Origin of the sequence: Terracoccus luteus, from assembly GCF_003635045.1 — a bacterium.
In the GTDB taxonomy this organism is placed as follows: Bacteria; Actinomycetota; Actinomycetes; order Actinomycetales; family Dermatophilaceae; genus Terracoccus; species Terracoccus luteus.
The window spans coordinates 1,074,153-1,090,718 of record NZ_RBXT01000001.1; the positions used below are offsets into that span (position 1 = coordinate 1,074,153).

The 16,566-nt window shown below is 73.2% G+C and carries 12 protein-coding genes; 9 read left to right on the forward strand and 3 right to left on the reverse strand.

All coding sequences use genetic code 11. The features are described from left to right. Position 1 precedes the first annotated feature (1 nt). Complete coding sequence (locus DFJ68_RS04965) at positions 2-1,390, reverse strand: MATE family efflux transporter (protein WP_245963476.1); 1,389 nt, start codon at positions 1,388-1,390, stop codon at positions 2-4. Positions 1,391-1,713: 323 nt separating this feature from the next. Between DFJ68_RS04965 and DFJ68_RS18650 the strand changes: the two genes are divergently transcribed. After that, entirely contained in the window at positions 1,714-3,324 is a 1,611-nt protein-coding gene (locus DFJ68_RS18650; protein ID WP_121031511.1) for an HNH endonuclease signature motif containing protein, read from the forward strand. Positions 3,325-3,428: 104 nt separating this feature from the next. Here the strand turns inward: DFJ68_RS18650 and DFJ68_RS04975 are convergent, their stop codons facing one another. Further along, positions 3,429-4,370: an aminoglycoside phosphotransferase family protein gene (locus DFJ68_RS04975; protein ID WP_245963477.1), complete on the reverse strand. Its 942-nt coding sequence runs from the start codon at positions 4,368-4,370 to the stop codon at positions 3,429-3,431. After that, positions 4,367-5,512, reverse strand: a complete 1,146-nt coding sequence (locus DFJ68_RS04980; protein ID WP_147431511.1) for a DUF4439 domain-containing protein — start codon at positions 5,510-5,512, stop codon at positions 4,367-4,369. Before DFJ68_RS04980 ends, DFJ68_RS04975 begins: the two co-directional genes overlap by 4 nt. Before the next feature lie 236 nt (positions 5,513-5,748). On the opposite strand from DFJ68_RS04980, the gene DFJ68_RS04985 reads away from it, so the two are divergent. The 8 genes from DFJ68_RS04985 to DFJ68_RS05020 all read left to right on the forward strand — a co-directional run bounded on the left by DFJ68_RS04985 (position 5,749) and on the right by DFJ68_RS05020 (position 16,517). Further along, positions 5,749-6,444 carry a ribosome maturation factor RimP gene (locus tag DFJ68_RS04985; protein ID WP_121031515.1) on the forward strand — a complete coding sequence of 232 codons (696 nt, stop codon included), beginning with the start codon at positions 5,749-5,751 and terminating at the stop codon, positions 6,442-6,444. Next, entirely contained in the window at positions 6,444-7,661 is a 1,218-nt protein-coding gene (gene nusA / locus DFJ68_RS04990) for a transcription termination factor NusA (protein ID WP_170165702.1), read from the forward strand. The genes DFJ68_RS04985 and nusA overlap by 1 nt, the downstream gene beginning before the upstream one ends. After that, on the forward strand, positions 7,651-8,211 hold the full coding sequence (locus DFJ68_RS18930; RefSeq protein WP_121035099.1) for a YlxR family protein: 561 nt from the start codon (positions 7,651-7,653) through the stop codon (positions 8,209-8,211). The genes nusA and DFJ68_RS18930 overlap by 11 nt, the downstream gene beginning before the upstream one ends. 78 nt (positions 8,212-8,289) lie before the next feature. Further along, the gene (gene infB / locus DFJ68_RS05000) at positions 8,290-11,382 is read left to right on the forward strand and encodes a translation initiation factor IF-2 (protein WP_121031517.1); all 3,093 of its coding nucleotides are present in this window, start codon (positions 8,290-8,292) and stop codon (positions 11,380-11,382) included. Between the two features lie 453 nt (positions 11,383-11,835). After that, positions 11,836-12,321, forward strand: coding sequence for a 30S ribosome-binding factor RbfA (rbfA, locus tag DFJ68_RS05005; protein ID WP_121031519.1), 486 nt, complete (start codon positions 11,836-11,838; stop codon positions 12,319-12,321). Further along, positions 12,318-13,367 carry a tRNA pseudouridine(55) synthase TruB gene (truB, locus tag DFJ68_RS05010; RefSeq protein WP_121031522.1) on the forward strand — a complete coding sequence of 350 codons (1,050 nt, stop codon included), beginning with the start codon at positions 12,318-12,320 and terminating at the stop codon, positions 13,365-13,367. Before rbfA ends, truB begins: the two co-directional genes overlap by 4 nt. Positions 13,368-13,467: 100 nt before the next feature. Further along, complete coding sequence (locus DFJ68_RS05015; protein ID WP_121035100.1) at positions 13,468-14,436, forward strand: bifunctional riboflavin kinase/FAD synthetase; 969 nt, start codon at positions 13,468-13,470, stop codon at positions 14,434-14,436. Between the two features lie 215 nt (positions 14,437-14,651). Continuing rightward, positions 14,652-16,517 carry an AMP-dependent synthetase/ligase gene (locus tag DFJ68_RS05020; RefSeq protein ID WP_121031524.1) on the forward strand — a complete coding sequence of 622 codons (1,866 nt, stop codon included), beginning with the start codon at positions 14,652-14,654 and terminating at the stop codon, positions 16,515-16,517. Positions 16,518-16,566: the final 49 nt, after the last annotated feature.

The window sequence follows — 16,566 nt, forward strand, 5'->3', positions numbered from 1 at the left end:
GTCAGGCCGCCTGGGCGACGAGGGCGTCCCAGCGGATGCGGCGGGCGCGGTAGCTGAAGATCGCGAGCTTGGCGAACTCCTCGACGATGCGCGCCGCGAAGATGCCGGCGAACCCCAGTGGCGTGTACAGGCCGAGCAGCACCGCGAGGGGGAGGCCGACGACGAAGGCGCCGATGACGTCACCCAGGATGACGCCGCGGACGTCGTTGCCGCTGGGCAGCACTCCGGCACCGACGATCATGTTGCGCACCTTGACGACCTGGAACGCGGCGTTCATGAGGATGCCGACCGCGGCCATCCAGCGCACGTCCGGTCCCGCCTCGCCGAAGAGCGGCTCGAGCAGGACGAGCGAGCCGGCGAAGAGGAGGCCGAACGCGACCGCGGTGCCGATGCCGGCGCGCTTGACGCGACGCACCCAGGCGACGGCGGCGACGATGTCGCCGCTGCCCACCGACCGACCGACGAGGGTCGTCGTGGCCGCCATGAGGCCGATGCTGCCGACCACGAAGATGCCCTCGAGCGTGGTGACGATCTGCGCGGCGGCCAGGGCCTCGTCGCCGAGCTGCTGGAAGACGACGTTGTAGAGGAAGGTGCCCACGGTCCAGAAGAGCTCGGTGATGCCGAGGGGGAGGGCGAGCACGAAGAGGGGCACGATGACGGCCCGCCACTGGGCGCGGCCACCCGGCAGGCTCCAACGGACGATGCGGCGGGCGTGCGAGCCGAACACCATCCACGCGAGGATGAGCGTCTTCGCGACGGCGGTCACGAGGGTGGCCCAGCCGGCCCCGGCTACGCCCAGGGCGGGCAGCGGCCCGAGCCCGGTGACGAGCGAGTAGGCGATCGCGGAGTTCGCCACGACCGTCACGGCGGTCGCGACCATCGGGCTCGACGGGCGGCCCGCGGAGCGCAGCACACCCGCGAGGACGGCGCTCAGCATCACGGGCAGGGTGGCGAGCACCGTGAGCCGGAAGTAGTCGGTCCCGGCGGCGGCGACCGAGGGGGAGGCGCCGACGAGCGAGAGGAGGTGGTCGGCGAAGAGCCACGGCACCAGGGAGACGACGGCCCCGAGACCGAGGGCCACCGTCACGGCGGCCGTCACGGTGTGGTCGAGCGTCTCGCGGCGACCGGCGCCGACGGCTCGCGCGACGAGGATGGCGACCGACGTGCCGAGGGCGCCGAGCGTCACGCCGAGGATGAACGTGAGGCTGTTGCTGAACCCGACGGCGGCGATGGCGGTGGCGCCGAGCACCCCGACGACGATCTGGTTGACGAAGTTGAGGACGAGCATGAGGACGAACTCCATGCTCACCGGGACGGCGATGCGGGCGATCTCCCGGACCGAGGACGATGCGGCCAGACGTGGGCGGGCGGGCATCGTGAGGTGGGACATGGGGTGGCTCTCTGGACGTGGCGGCGGGACGGCTGGTCCAGCGTAGGGCGATAAACCTTCGAAATCGAATTGTTTGTCGAAACGATTGATGGACGGACGGCGAACGGGGGTCGCCGGTGGTCGGGCCGCGCCTGTCGCGGCATGGCGTGGGTGTGGTGGCGTGGCGACGGTGGCGGGGCGACGGTGGCGGGGCGACGGTGGCGGTGGCGGGGCGACGGTGCCGTCGTCCACACCCCCACGGGGCGGGCTCGGCCGAGGGACCCTCGTCCACAGGGGATTTCGTGGCACCGGGGCGCGGCGGCACCCGGTCATAGCGTCGGGTCATGGAGGCAGACGGCAGCGTTCTCGACGGGCTCAGGTCGCGGTTGACCGAGCTCGAGGCGCGCCAGCGTGCCGCCGGGGGAGCGACGTCCGCCTTGGGATCCGAGCCACCCGACGCTGATGCGAGCGGTGGTTCGAGCGGTGGTTCGAGCGGTGGTTCGAGCGCGACCTCGACCGGCGAACCGGGTTGGGGCGCGACGAGCGGCGAGCACGACCGCGACCTGCTCACGGAGGTCGCCGACCTCGGGCAGGTGCAGCAGCAGCGTGAGATCGCCCTGGTCCGAGCCCTGGTGGAGATCGAGGGCAGGGGAGTGCCCTCGCCGGGTGGCCTGCGACGCTGCGACTGGTTGCGCGCCACCGACCCCACGTTGAGCGGAGGCCAGGCCAGGGCCCTCGTCACCGTGGCCACGGCGTTCACGCACTCGCGCTGGCAGTCGCTGCGTGAGCAGTTCTTCTCCTACGCGGGAGACGTCGACCCCTCGACCGACACGGATGCCGTCCGGCCGGTCGAGCGCCTGACCGTGGCCAAGGCGGCGGTCGTCATCGACTTCTACGAGCAGCTGCGGCGTGTAGCCGACCCGTCCGAGCTCGACCACGCGCTCGACCACCTCGAGGGCGAGGCGCCCACGTCCCGGGTCGAGGTTCTGGCCCGGCTGGCGCGCCGCTTCGGTGAGCAGCTGCGGCCGCCCCCGGACGCCGAGGACCGCGCGCGCAAGCAGCGCGAGTCCCGAGGCCTGTGGTGGCAGCAGCCGACGGCGGCCGGGATGGTGGGTCTGCGCGGCGTGCTCGACCCCGAGGGGGCCGCCATCGTGCGCTCGGCCCTCGAACCCCTGGCCGCGCCGGCACCACTGCTCGACGACGAGGGTCGGAAGATCGCCGACGACGAGCGGCCGGCCCACCGACGTCGCGCCGACGCGCTCATCGACATCGTCATGCGCGGGGTCTCGGCGCCCGGCGACAGCCCCACGACCGACAAGGCGCGCGTCGTCGTCACGGTCGACTTCGACACGCTCGCCGACGACCTCTCGGGCGCCGGACCGTCCGCCGGTCGAAGGTGGTCCGCCCCTGACGAGCCGCCCGCCGACGAGCCCTCTGCCGCCTACGAGCCCTCTGCCGGCGACGAGCCCTCGGTCTCGGCCTCGGGTCACGGCCACGGCGGTGCCTTCAGCCGGCCCGCGACGGGCCACGGGACGTGCGACTCGGGCGACGTCCTGTCGCCCGCCACCGTGCGACGGCTCGCCTGCGACGCCGGCATCCTGCCCGTCGTGCTGGGCCGCGACGGCGAGCCGCTCGACGTGGGACGCGAGCAGCGCCTCGTCACGCGCTCGATGCGCCACCTGCTGTGGGTCAGGGACGCCGGTTGCACGTTCCCCGGGTGCACCGCACCGCCGGGATGGACCGACGCCCATCACATCGTGCACTGGGCGCGTGGAGGACCGACGAGCGTGGCGAACCTCGCCCTGCTCTGTCGTCGACACCACCAGCACGTGCACCAGCTGGATCTCACCGCCACGGTCACCGACACGGGCGTCACGTGGCACACGTGGCAGCAGTGGCAGACGGCTCCACGTACGAGTCCCACGGCCGACGACGACCGTCAGGAGTCAGGATGACCGCCCGGTCGTGCTGTTCGGTGGTCGCGAAGCCGGACGCCCCGTCGCACGCCCCGTCGGACACCCCGTCGGTCGCCTCGTGGGTCGTCATGCCCACCGCTCCGTCAGTCGTTCATCGCCTTGATGATCATGACGGCCAGGCTGATGCGGTCGCGCACCTCCGCGACGAGGGCGTCGTCCGCGAGCTCGAGGGCGTTGTCGGCCTCGCGGACGATCGTCCAGGCCCGCGCACGGCCCTCGTCGATGCCGGCTCGCTCGCAGATGATCTCGAGGCGTCGGCGCAGCGACCACCGGATCTGCGAACCCGTTCCGAGCTCGTCGGCGCGATTCCACAGCGCCGGGGCCACCTCGAAGGCCACGTCCCCGGCCATGGGCTTGGGGTCGATGGCCAGCCACGGTGCCCGATACGCGCCGAGGACGTTCTCGTAGTGCAGGTCGGTGTGCAGCAGCCGGTCCTCGGCCGGTCGCCGGGTGACGAGCTCGGAGGCCAGCGCGGCGGCCTGGTCGAGGTAACGGCGGGGGATGACGGGAGGGGCAGCGCTCAGCTCGACCACCTGCCTCCGCGCGTAGTCGTCGAGCGACGGCAGCCGCGGGTGCGGGGGCCTCCGCAGCGCGCTGAGGAGGTCACCGATGACCCCGCAAGCGTCGTCGATGTCGACACGGGTGAGGTCGCGGTCGTGCAGTCGCTCGAGCAGCAGCGCCCACCGGCCCGGGTCGGCCCGCACGAGCCGCACGGCCCCGTGGCCGTTCCACGTCTGCAGAGCCAGGGCCTCGGTGGCGGCCTCGGGGTGTGGCCACGTCACCTTGAGCACGCCTTCGCCGCTCACTCCGACGGCCTCGCGGCCCTGCCCCGTCAGGCGCACGGGCAGTGCGACGGAGCACGAGCCGCTGGCGGCGCGACCGATGGGCTCGAGCTCCCACTCGGCCAGCAGGTCGTCGAGCAGGTCGGGCAGGTCGAGCACCCACTCCTCGCCCGACATCCACCCCTGGGGCGGGTAGCCCGCGACGCGGTGGGCGAAGTGGGCGGGAACGAGCTCGACGCTCACGACCGCATCCCCGCGAACGGTTGGAGGGCCGTTCCCCACGGCTGGGCGAGCAGGGCGACCCGGCTGCCCCAGCGGGCGAGGTCGCCGAGCGACGCCGCGTCCGGGGGACCGCTCGGGCGTGAGGTCGAGGTGGCGGATGCCGTCGGCGTCGCGGGCGCCGACGACGCGGCACCTGTGCCGGGTGCGGACGGGATGTGCCCGGACACGGTCGGCACGGCCGCGAGCGCGTTCGTCATCACCTGGCGGGCGAGCCGGGCCGCCTCCGCCGTCGACGTGACGGGGAAGGGAAGCGCCCAGCCGGTCGGTGACGCGGGCGTGTCGGCCGCGGTCTCCCTCTCGAGCTCACGCAGCCGGGCCAACGTGTCGACGGCACGTCGCCGCTGCGCGCCGGTCGACTGCGCCGCCACGACCTCGAACGCGTAGACGAGCGGCTGGGTGAGCTCGACGAGCTGAGCGCGCAGGGGCGAGGGCGCCGGCGTGTCGACGACGACCCCCAGCCGTCCTGCACACGCGAGACGGGCAGTGAGGGCGCAGGTGAGCAGGGCACGGGTGGCGGCGTCCTGCGCGCCCGACACCGTCGCCCACTCGGTGGCCGGCACCGCGGCCAGCCGTGACGCCAGCTCAGCGTCGTTTTTCGGTGCGCCCGCGCCGCCCGAGGCGGGCGCCCCGGCCGCGCCGGGGTTGTCGGATGCCGAGGGGTCCGGGGCGCGCACGGACCCGGACGTCGAGGTCGCGGAAGTTCCCGGCGTCGCGGCTGAGGCGGAGGCGGCCACCGCCGTGTCGATCTCGGCGGTGGGCACGCCGGCGTTCGTGAGCCGCCCGGTGAGCACGTGGTCCTGCGTCCGGAGAAGGCTGGCCACCGCCGGGGTCCGCGCATCGGCCGAGCCAGCGCGGACGAGGGACTCGGCGGCCGTGGCCAGCCTGCGGGCGGTGGCGACGGCCTCGAGCAGGCGCGCCTCGTCGACCGCCCGACGGCGGGTCGGCGTCGGCGCCGGGGGCGGCGGCACGTCGAGCCGCAACCCGCATCCGGTCAGGCTGCCGCCCGCAGTGAGGGCCGCGACGCCGGTGACGGCGGTGCCGACCATGGTGCGAAGGACGCTCCGCCGACCCGGGCCGCGTGGGGGCGGCGGGGTCCGGCTCATGCGGCGATCCTCGCACGCGACGGACTCCCGGCCCCGCAGCGACGTCGCCCGGGGCCTGCCGCTGCCGATACAGTGGACGAACGCCCTGTTCCGCAGGGCGGCCCTGCCGTGCATCCCGCGTGTGGTGCGACGACCCCTGAGGACGCGCCACCGACCCACCGACGTCCTCGTCGGGCGCCGGAGCCGAGGCCGCCACGGACACGGGTGACAGGTACTCGAGAAGACAGGAGGGGTCGATGAGCACGGCTCACGACATCAGGGAGGCGGTCGCGCCGGCCCTCGTCCCTCTCGGACTGGTCGTCGCCGACGTGTCGGTCTCGCCCGCCGGCCGCCGACGGGTGGTCCGGGTGCTCGTCGACCGAGACATCTCCGCGCTCGACCCGGCCGACACGGCATCCACCGTCGTGCCGCTCTCGCTCGACGAGGTCGCGGACGGCACCCGGGCGGTCAGCGACGCGCTCGACGGCCCGGGCGACTCGCCCGAGAGCGACGTCATGGGCGCCACGCCCTACGTGCTCGAGGTGTCCTCTCCCGGTGTCGGTCGGCCCCTGGTCACCCACGAGGACTTCCGGCGCCAGGTCGGACGGCTCGTCGAGGTCCACCGGCGCGGCGAGGGCGGCACGGAGACCGGCCGGCTGGTCGAGGTGACGACCGACGAGGTCGTGCTCGGGATCCCCGCGAGCAAGAAGGTGCCCGCCCGCACGGTGCGTCTCGCCCTCGGCGAGGTCGAACGCGGGGTCGTGCAGGTCGAGTTCACGCGGCGTGCGTCCGAGCCCGGCACCGACGGCGACCCACGCGACGACGACGAGGACGACCTCGCTGACGACGAGGACCTCGACGAGGTCGAGCACCACCACGACCACGAGCACGACCACTCCGGCGACGACGCCGACCACGACAGCCACACCCTGCGCGACCACGAGGAGAACTGATGGACATCGACCTGGCGGCCCTGCGCGCCCTCGAGCGCGAACGCGACATCAGCCTCGAGGTGCTCATCCCGGCCATCGAGCAGGCGCTGCTCGTCGCCTACCACCGCACCGAGGGCAGTTACCGCCTCGCGCGCGTCGAGCTCGACCGCAAGACCGGCCACGTGGTGGTGCTCGCCCGCGAGGAGGGCGACCTGCTGCCCGCCACCGACGACGACGAGCGCCCGCAGCGCGGGGAGCCCGGCCCCGAGTTCGACGACACTCCCGAGGGCTTCGGCCGCATCGCCGCCTCGACCGCGCGTCAGGTCATCGTGCAGCGACTGCGCGACCTCGAGGACGAGGCCATCCTCGGCGACTTCAAGGGCCGTGAGGGTGACGTCATCTCCGGTGTCATCCAGCAGAGCCAGGACCCGCGCAACGTCCTCGTCGACTTCGGCACGGTCGAGGGCATCCTGCCGCTGGCCGAGCAGGTGCCCGGTGAGCGGTACGTGCACGGTGAGCGGCTGCGCTGCTTCGTCGTCAGCGTCAAGAGGGGGCCCAAGGGCCCGCAGGTCGGGCTCTCCCGCACGCACCCCAACCTCGTCCGCACCCTGTTCCGCTTCGAGGTGCCCGAGATCGCCGACGGCACCGTCGAGATCGCGGCGCTCGCCCGTGAGGCCGGCCACCGCACGAAGATCGCCGTCCGCAGCAAGGTCGCCGGCGTCAACGCCAAGGGCGCCTGCATCGGCCCGATGGGCGCCCGCGTGCGCGCCGTCATGACCGAGCTGCGGGGCGAGAAGATCGACATCGTCGACTTCTCCGAGGACCCCGCGTCGTTCGTCGCCGCCGCGCTCTCCCCGTCCAGGGTGCAGAAGGTCGAGATCGTCGACGCCGCGGCGCGCGCCGCTCGGGTGACGGTGCCCGACTACCAGCTCAGCCTCGCCATCGGCAAGGAGGGGCAGAACGCACGCCTCGCCGCCAAGCTCACGGGTTGGCGCATCGACATCCGTCCCGACACCGTCGCCGACGGCGGTGACGGTGCCGCTCTCGCCCGGGCGGCCGCCGGCGGGGCCCGGGACAGCGCCCGTGCCGGTGGTGCCGGTGGTGACCGCGCCGGGTTCCGGGGCGGTCAGCGCGGTGGCGACCGAGGTGGCGACCGCAGTGCCGACCGCAGTGCCGACCGTGGCGGCGACCGTGGCGACCGTGGCGCTCGCGGCCCCGGCCGTCCGGATGCCGGCTGAGCCGGTCCGCGGCGAGGCTCGGTGGGCGCCCTCCCGGGCGTCGCGGGTACTCACCCCTCCCGGTGACCCGATCGACCCCGAGCACGCGCTAGACTGGTCTGTGACCGACCGGACTGGACTCCGCAGCGAGCCGACCCGCACCTGTGTGGGTTGTCGCGCCACGGATAGCCGGTCGGCCCTGCTGCGAGTCGTCGCGGAGACGTCACGAGAGAACCCCCGCCCCGGTGGTGGGGTCACCCTCGTGCCCGACCCGAGACACCGGATGCCGGGTCGCGGTGCCTGGGTGCACCCACGGGCCGTGTGTCTCGAGCTGGCGGTGCGCCGAAAGGCGTTCGGACGTGCCCTGCGACTGCAGGCCGCGGTCGACCTCACCGCCGTCACCGGGCACATCGACACGAAGCACGTCAGCTCGAAGCACGACGGCACCACGCACGACGGAAACACGCACGTCAGCAACCAGGACGCGCAGCAGCATCACGCACGTCACGCAACGTCAACGATCCACGAGAACGAACCACAAGGCGGGTCAAACGCGATGAGCACCCGATGAGTCCTCAGCGATGAGCAAGCCCCAGCATTAACGACGGTTCGGCCACTTCCTGTCAGGCCGGACCAAGACAGGAGAGATGTGGCTAAGGTCCGGGTCTACGAGCTCGCGAAAGAGCTCGGAGTCGAGAGCAAGGCTCTGCTCGCACACTTGAAGAGCCAGGGAGAGTTCGTCCGGTCGGCATCGTCGACCATCGAGCCCCCCGTCGTCCGCAAGATCAAGGAGCAGTTCCCCGACGAGCTGCGCAACGGTGGTGCCGGCAAGTCCGGTGCCGCGACGCCTGCTCGTCCGGCGGGACAGGGTGCACCGACGCCCGGTGCTCCCTCACGTCCGTCTGCGCCGCGCCCCTCGGGTGCGACGCCGTCGGCTCCCGGCACGTCGTCCCCCGCCGGAGCGTCCGCTCCCGTGGCGCGCACGTCCGGGTCGGCACCCACGCCCGGTCCGGCCAGGCCGGCGGCCACCCCGTCGAGCCCGGCACCGACCGGCGCGACCACCCCCGCGAACACCCCCGCGGCACCCGCCGCCGGTGGTACGTCCGCTCCCGCACGCCCGGGTTCGGCCCCGTCGTCCGCTCCGTCCGGCACGCCGTCGTCCACCTCGGGTGCGACGCCGGGCCGCCCGGCCGCACCGGGTGCCGGCTCGTCCCAGTCGTCCTCGCCGACGCCTGCGACCCCGATGTCGCCGGCCGCCCCGGCCGCGTCCGCTCCCGAGCGGGTGCAGAGCGCCCGTGACGGTGGCCAGCAGGGTCCCGGCGTACCGTCGTCGCCCCGTCCGGCCCCCCGTCCGGGTCAGCCGCGCCCCGGCAACAACCCGTTCGCGCCGAGCCAGGGAATGGGTCAGACCCGTCCGCCCCGTCCCGGTGGCGACGCGGGCCCGCGACCGGGCAACAACCCGTTCAGCCAGAACCAGGGGATGCCGCGTCCGCAGCAGCGGGCAGGGTCCCCCCGTCCCGGCGGCACCGGTGGCGCTGGTGGTCCCGGCGGGCCCCGTCCGGCCGGCCCCGGCGGTCCCCGTCCGGGTGCTGCCGCCGGTGGCGCCCCGCGTCCCGGCGGTCCGCGCCCGAGCCCGGGCATGATGCCCGAGCGCAGCACGGTCGGTCGTCCCGGGCAGCGTCCGGCTCCCGGCCGCGGTGGCCCCGGTGGCGCGCCCGGTCGTGGCGGCTTCGGCGGTGGCCCCGGTGGTGCACCCAACCGTGGTGGCTTCGGTGGCCCCCGCGGTGGTGGCGCGGGTCGTGGCTCGACCGCCGGTGCGTTCGGTCGCGGTGGCGGCCGTCCGGTCCGTGGCCGCAAGTCCAAGCGCGCGAAGCGCCAGGAGTTCGAGCAGATGCAGGCGCCGTCGATCGGTGGCGTCACCGTCCCGCGCGGTGACGGCAAGACGACCATCCGCGTGCGTCGTGGCTCGTCGCTGACCGACTTCGCCGACAAGATCAACGCCAACCCGGCCTCGCTCGTCACGGTCCTGTTCCACCTCGGTGAGATGGCCACGGCGACGCAGTCGCTCGACGAGGACACCTTCAAGGTGCTCGGTGTCGAGCTCGGCTACGACATCCAGGTCGTCTCCCCCGAGGAGGAGGAGAAGGAGCTCTTCGACTCCTTCAACATCGACCTCGAGACGGGCATCGAGGGCGAGGAGGACGAGGACCTCGAGGCGCGTCCCCCGGTCGTCACGGTCATGGGCCACGTCGACCACGGAAAGACCCGCCTGCTCGACGCGATCCGCAACGAGGACGTCGCCGGTGGCGAGTCCGGTGGCATCACCCAGCACATCGGTGCCTACCAGGTCCGCAAGGAGCACGAGGGCGTCGAGCGCGCCATCACGTTCATCGACACCCCTGGTCACGAGGCGTTCACCGCCATGCGTGCCCGTGGTGCGAAGGTCACCGACATCGCGATCCTCGTGGTCGCGGCCGACGACGGCGTGATGCCTCAGACCATCGAGGCGCTCAACCACGCCCAGGCGGCCGACGTGCCGATCGTCGTCGCGGTCAACAAGATCGACGTCGAGGGGGCCAACCCCTCGAAGGTCCGTCAGCAGCTGACCGAGTACAACCTCGTGGCCGAGGAGTACGGCGGCGACACGATGTTCGTCGACGTCTCCGCTCGTCAGGGTCAGAACATCGACAGCCTGCTCGAGGCGGTCCTGCTCACGGCCGACGCGGCGCTCGACCTGCGTGCCAACCCGGACCGTGAGGCCCGTGGTGTCGCGATCGAGGCCAACCTCGACCGCGGTCGCGGCGCGACGGCGACGGTGCTGGTCCAGACCGGCACGCTGCACGTCGGCGACTCGATCGTCGCCGGATCGGCCTACGGCCGCGTCCGCGCCATGCTCGACGAGCACGGCGAGAACGTCACCGAGGCCGGCCCGTCGCGGCCCGTCCAGGTGCTCGGTCTGTCGTCCGTGCCGCGCGCCGGTGACACCTTCGTGGTGGCCCCCGACGACCGCACGGCCCGTCAGACCGCGGAGCGCCGCGAGGCAGCCGACCGCCAGGCCGTGCTCGCCAAGAGCCGCAAGCGCATCTCGCTCGAGGACCTCAACGAGGCTCTCGCCGCGGGACGCGTCGAGACCCTCAACCTCATCCTCAAGGGTGACGTGTCGGGTTCGGTCGAGGCGCTCGAGGACGCGCTGCTCAAGATCGACGTCGGCGACGACGTGGACCTGCGCATCATCGACCGCGGCGTCGGTGCCATCACGATGAACAACATCAACCTCGCGATGGCCTCGAGCGCGATCATCGTCGGCTACAACGTCCGCGCCGAGGGCCAGAACGCCGACTACGCCGAGCGCGAGGGCGTGGAGATCCGGTACTACTCGGTCATCTACCAGGCCATCGACGAGGTCGAGGCGGCGCTGAAGGGCATGCTCAAGCCGGAGTTCGAGGAGGTCGAGCTCGGCACGGCGGAGATCCGCGAGATCTTCCGTTCGAGCAAGTTCGGCAACATCGCCGGTTCGATCGTGCGCAGCGGCGAGATCCGCCGCGGCACGAAGGCCCGCATCACCCGCAACGGTGTGGTCGTGTCCGAGAACGTCGAGGTGGCCGGTCTGCGCCGCTTCAAGGATGACGTCACGGACGTCCGCGAGGGCTTCGAGTGCGGTATCAACCTCGGGTCGTACAACGACCTGCAGCTCGGTGACCTCATCGCCACCTACGAGATGCGCGAGAAGCCGCGCGCCTGACGCGCAGCAGCACGTACCGGATGCCGGTCGCCCAGTCGGGCGGCCGGCATCCGGCGTTCTTGGCGGTCAACCCGGGGGGCCGTCGCGCCGGTCGAGGTCGATGGGCCGGAAGGGGCGCTCCACGGAGCCGACCCGGGACGGGCTGCTCCACGGTCGAGCGGAACGTGGGGACCCCGCATGAGGCTCCGGCTGCGAGATGGCATCGGCCCGTGGAGGCTCCGCGGGAGGTCGTCGTCGTCAGGACCGCGACGACCCTCCACGGGCCGTGCTGCCACCGAGCGGGAGTGGGCCTGGCCTCGTCGGGCGAGGCGGCGCCACCTCGTTAGGGTGGTGTCGAGCGGTGGCCGGGTGAGTCACCCACGCGACCGGCACAGTCCTCCGCAGTGCGTTGGTGGAGCCGTGCCGGGCGCGCGTCGCCGCTCACGACCCGTCCCGACGTCCCCGGAGGCAGCTATGGCCGACCCAGCCCGCGCCCGCAAGATCGCCGACCGCATCAAGGTCATCGTCGCGGAGCACCTCGAGTTCCGGATCAAGGACGAGCGGCTCGGCTTCGTGACGATCACCGACGCGCGCGTCACCGGTGACCTTCAGCACGCCTCCGTCTTCTACACCGTCTTCGGCTCCGACGAGGAGCGCCAGGCCACCGCCCAGGTGCTCGAGGCCAACAAGGGCCGCATCCGCTCCGCGGTCGGCAAGGGCATCGGCATCCGCCTCACCCCGTCGATCGAGTTCATCGCCGACGCCCTGCCCGAGGGTGCCGCGCACCTCGAGGACCTCGTGGCCCAGACCCGCGCCCGCGACGAGGAGCTCGCCCGTGCCGCCGCCGGCGCCCGCCACGCTGGCGACGCCGACCCGTACCGCAAGCCGGTCGACCGCGACGGCGAGGACGACGCCGACGGCACCGCCGACGCAGCCGCGACGGACGTCGAGGTCAGGTGACCCGCAGCCGGACGGCATCCGCGACTCCCGCCGCCTCGGGGCTGCTCGTCGTCGACAAGCCGGCCGGGTGGACCAGCCACGACGTCGTCGCGCGGGCCCGTCGCCTGTGCGGCACCCGTCGCGTGGGGCACGCCGGCACCCTCGACCCGATGGCGACCGGGGTGCTCGTGCTCGGCGTCGAGCGCGGGACGAAGCTGCTGACCTTCCTCGTCGGCTGCGACAAGTCGTACCGGTCCACGATCCGGCTCGGGCAGGACACCGTCACCGACGACGCCGAGGGTGACGTCGTGACCGCCACCGGCGTAACGGACCCCGACGACCTGCTGGTCGCCCTGCCGGGCCGGGTGGCCGCCCTCACCGGCGACATCGAGCAGGTGCCGAGCTCGGTGAGCGCCATCAAGGTGGACGGGGTGCGCAGCTACACGCGCGTCCGTCAGGGGGATGCCGTCGAGCTCGCCGCGCGGCCCGTGACCGTCTCGCGCTTCGACCTCCTCGCCACCCGCACCGCGACCACGCCGGACGGACTCGCGGTGGTCGACGTCGACGTCGAGGTGGACGTCTCGTCGGGCACCTACGTACGGGCGCTCGCCCGCGACCTGGGCGCGGCCCTCGGCGTCGGCGGGCACCTCACGGCGCTGCGCCGCACCCGGGTGGGACGGTTCGGCCTCGACCAGGCCGCTGACTTCGCCGCCCTCGTCGCGGCCCAGACCGCCCCGGCGGACGGTGACGCCGACCCGGCCACCGCCACGGCTCCCGTCACCGCTCCGTCACCGCTGCCGCTGATCCCCCTGGCCGAGGCGGCACGGGCCCAGCTGCCTGTGCACGAGCTGACCGAGGCCGAGGCCGTGCGCATCGGCCACGGACAGCGGGTGCCGAGCGCGCACCACGGCGCTCCCGGTGATCCCGGTGATCCCGGCGCTCTGAGAGCTTCCGGAATGGACGCGGTCGCCGCGCTCGACCCCGCCGGCCGCCTCATCGCCGTCCTCGACGAGACCGGCCCGACCGCCAAGGCGCGAGTCGTCTTCGAGACCGCACCGCCGCGCTGAGCCGGCGACCCGGCATCCGGGCACGGTCGAAGGGCGAGGTGGCCGTCGTCACGACCGTCCGGCGACATGGGCCGCGGGGGCGGCCACTACAGTGAACGACGTGCAGCGCTGGTTCGAGGTGGGCGAGGTCCCGCAGGGTCTGGGCCCGACGGTCGTCACGCTCGGCAACTTCGACGGCGTGCACCGCGGGCACCGGGAGGTGCTCGGTCGCGTCGTGCGCGAGGCCGCCGAACGCGGCGCCACCCCCGTGGCCGTCACCTTCGACCCGCACCCCGTCGCCGTGCTCTACCCCGACCGCGCCCCGGCCGCCGTCATGAGCCTCGCCCAGCGGCTCGACGCCCTCGAGACCGTCGGGCTGGGCGCGACCCTCGTCATCGAGTTCACCCGCGAGTTCGCCCAGCAGACGCCGGAGGAGTTCGTCGAGTCGGTGTTCGTGCGGGCCCTGCACGCGTCCGTCGTCGTGGTCGGCAAGGACACCCGGTTCGGCGTCCGCAACTCCGGCGACGTCGAGACGCTGCGCACGCTCGGTCGCGCCCACGGGTTCGAGGTCATCACCCTCGAGGACGTCGGCGACGGTGACGAGCGCGCCCGCTGGAGCTCGACCCAGCTGCGGGCCGAGCTGCTCGACGGGTCGGTCGAGCACGCCGCCGAGATCCTCGGTCGGCCGCACGTCGTCAGCGGCACCGTCGTGCACGGCGACCACCGCGGGCGCGAGCTCGGCTACCCGACGGCCAACCTCAGCCAGGACCACGAGGGCCTCGTGCCGAGCGACGGTGTCTACGCCGGCTGGCTGCTGCGTCGCGACCTGCCCGTCGACGCGCCCGACCGCACCCTGCCCGCGGCCGTGAGCGTGGGGACCAACCCCACCTTCGACGGCCAGCAGCGCCGCGTCGAGGCGTACGTGCTCGACCGCACCGACCTCGACCTCTACGGCGAGCGCGTCTCCGTGGAGTTCGTCTCGCTGCTGCGACCGACCCTGCGGTTCGACTCGATCGACGAGCTCGTGGTGCAGATGGAGCAGGACGTCGCGCGCTGCCGCGAGATCCTCTCGGCCATCGTCCCGTCCTGACCCGACGGCGCCGGGGCGGCTGTCCATCGGTTGACGTCGTGTGGAGCCGTGGTCGCCGCGGGTGGGCGTGGATGGCTCGGGTGGTTACCGACGGGTCACGGGACGGTCACCGTCGGGCCCGCCGGCACCCACACCGCCCTGATCTTTGACACCATGCGGCCAGGGCGGGGCCGCCGACGCCGAGGACGCGCCCCGCTGCGACGAAGGAGTCCGCCATGCCCCAGCTGTCCCTCGCCGACCGGCACGTCGACCAGGCGGTGCTCGACGGACGGGCGCCCAGCGTCGGCGCCCTCTTCCGCTCGCGTGTGCAGCGCACGCCCGACGCGCCCGCCTACCTCTACTTCGCGGGGGGCGGCACCGACCTGACCACCCTCACGTGGCGCGCCACCCACGAGCGGGTCCAGGAGTGGGCGGCCGGCCTCGTCGACCTCGGCGTCGAGGTGGGCGACCGCGTCGCCATCGCCTCGACGACCCGCGTCGAGTGGGTGCTGGCCGACCTCGCCGTCGCCTGCGCGGGCGGGGCCACGACGACCGTCTACCCGACGACGATCGCCGAGGACGTCGCCTACATCCTCAGCAACTCCGGCAGCGAGGTCGTCTTCGCCGAGGACGCCGAGCAGGTGGCCAAGCTGCAGGCCGTGCGCTCGGAGGTGCCCGGCGTGCGGCGGGTCGTCGCCCTCACCGGGCCCGGCAGCGACGACGGGTGGGTCGTCACGACCGACGAGCTCGCCGCGCTCGGCCGGCGTCGCATCGAGCAGGAGCCGGGCCTGGTCGACGCCCGCATCGACCGCCTGGGCCCCGAAGACCTCGCCGTGCTCATCTACACCTCCGGCACGACGGGGCGGCCCAAGGGCGTGCGCCTCGTGCAGGACTCCGTCGTCTACGAGGGCGCCGTCATCGAGGCGCTCGGCACCTTCACCGTCGACGACCTGCAGTTCCTGTGGCTGCCGCTGTCGCACGTCTTCGGCAAGATGCTGCTCGCCACCGGCTTGCAGATCGGCTTCCCGACCGCGGTCGACGGGCGGGTCGACAAGATCGTCGAGAACATGGGCGTCGTCAAGCCCACCTTCATGGCCGGCCCGCCCCGCATCTTCGAGAAGGCGCACGGCCGCATCGCGCTGATGTTCGCGCAGGAGACCGGCGTGAAGAAGTCGCTCATCGACTGGGCCCTCAAGGTCGGGGCCGAGATGCGCGACACCCTCGAGAACGGCGACACCCCGTCGACGGCGCTCGCGCTGCGGCACAAGGTCGCGACCAAGCTCGTGCTGCACAAGGTGCAGGAGCGCTTCGGCGGGCGGGTCCGCTTCATGATCAGCGGGTCGGCGCCGCTCAACGCCGACGTCGCCCGCTGGTTCGGCGCCGTCGGCCTGCTCGTCAACGAGGGCTACGGCCTGACCGAGACCTCGTCCGGCACGACGGTCAACCCGCCCGACCCCGGCAGCTACCGCTACGGCTCGGTCGGCTGGCCCATGCCGGGCACCGAGGTGCGGGTCGCCGACGACGGCGAGCTGCTCGTGCGCGGCCCCGGCGTCATGCGCGGCTACCACGACAACCCCGAGGCGACGGCCGAGGTGCTCACCGACGACGGCTGGTTCCACACCGGCGACATCGGCAGCATCGACGAGCGCGGCTTCGTGCACGTCACCGACCGCAAGAAGGACCTCTTCAAGACCTCGGGCGGCAAGTACGTCGCCCCGGCCGAGATCGAGGCCCGCTTCAAGGGCCTGTGCCCGTTCGTCAGCCAGTTCCTCGTGCACGGCGCGGGCCACAACTACGCCACCGCGCTTGTCACCCTCGACCCGGATGCCGTCGCCATGTGGGCTCCCACGGTCGGCCTCGAGGGCCGGCCCTACGCCGAGGTCGTGACGAGCCCGCAGGCGCGGGAGCTCGTGCAGGGGTACGTCGACCGCCTCAACGCCGGGCTCAACCGGTGGGAGACGATCAAGCGCTTCCACGTGCTCGACCACGACCTCACCGTCGAGGCCGGCGACCTCACGCCCAGTATGAAGCTGCGCCGCCGCGCTGTCACCGAGAAGCACCGCAGCGAGCTCGACGCCCTCTACGCCGACGCGGACGCCTGACGGGCGCGCACACGGCCGTCATGTCATCCCGGCCCGCTCCCGACCCCGC

Excerpts from the sequence above, each read along its gene's own strand:
- DFJ68_RS04965 (WP_245963476.1), bottom strand. The coding sequence starts at position 1,390 with ATGTCCCACCTCACGATGCCCGCCCGCCCACGTCTGGCCGCATCGTCC.
- DFJ68_RS18650 (WP_121031511.1), top strand. The coding sequence starts at position 1,714 with ATGGAGGCAGACGGCAGCGTTCTCGACGGGCTCAGGTCGCGGTTGACC.
- DFJ68_RS04980 (WP_147431511.1), bottom strand. The coding sequence starts at position 5,512 with ATGAGCCGGACCCCGCCGCCCCCACGCGGCCCGGGTCGGCGGAGCGTC.
- DFJ68_RS04985 (WP_121031515.1), top strand. The coding sequence starts at position 5,749 with ATGAGCACGGCTCACGACATCAGGGAGGCGGTCGCGCCGGCCCTCGTC.
- nusA (WP_170165702.1), top strand. The coding sequence starts at position 6,444 with ATGGACATCGACCTGGCGGCCCTGCGCGCCCTCGAGCGCGAACGCGAC.
- DFJ68_RS18930 (WP_121035099.1), top strand. The coding sequence starts at position 7,651 with ATGCCGGCTGAGCCGGTCCGCGGCGAGGCTCGGTGGGCGCCCTCCCGG.
- rbfA (WP_121031519.1), top strand. The coding sequence starts at position 11,836 with ATGGCCGACCCAGCCCGCGCCCGCAAGATCGCCGACCGCATCAAGGTC.
- DFJ68_RS05020 (WP_121031524.1), top strand. The coding sequence starts at position 14,652 with ATGCCCCAGCTGTCCCTCGCCGACCGGCACGTCGACCAGGCGGTGCTC.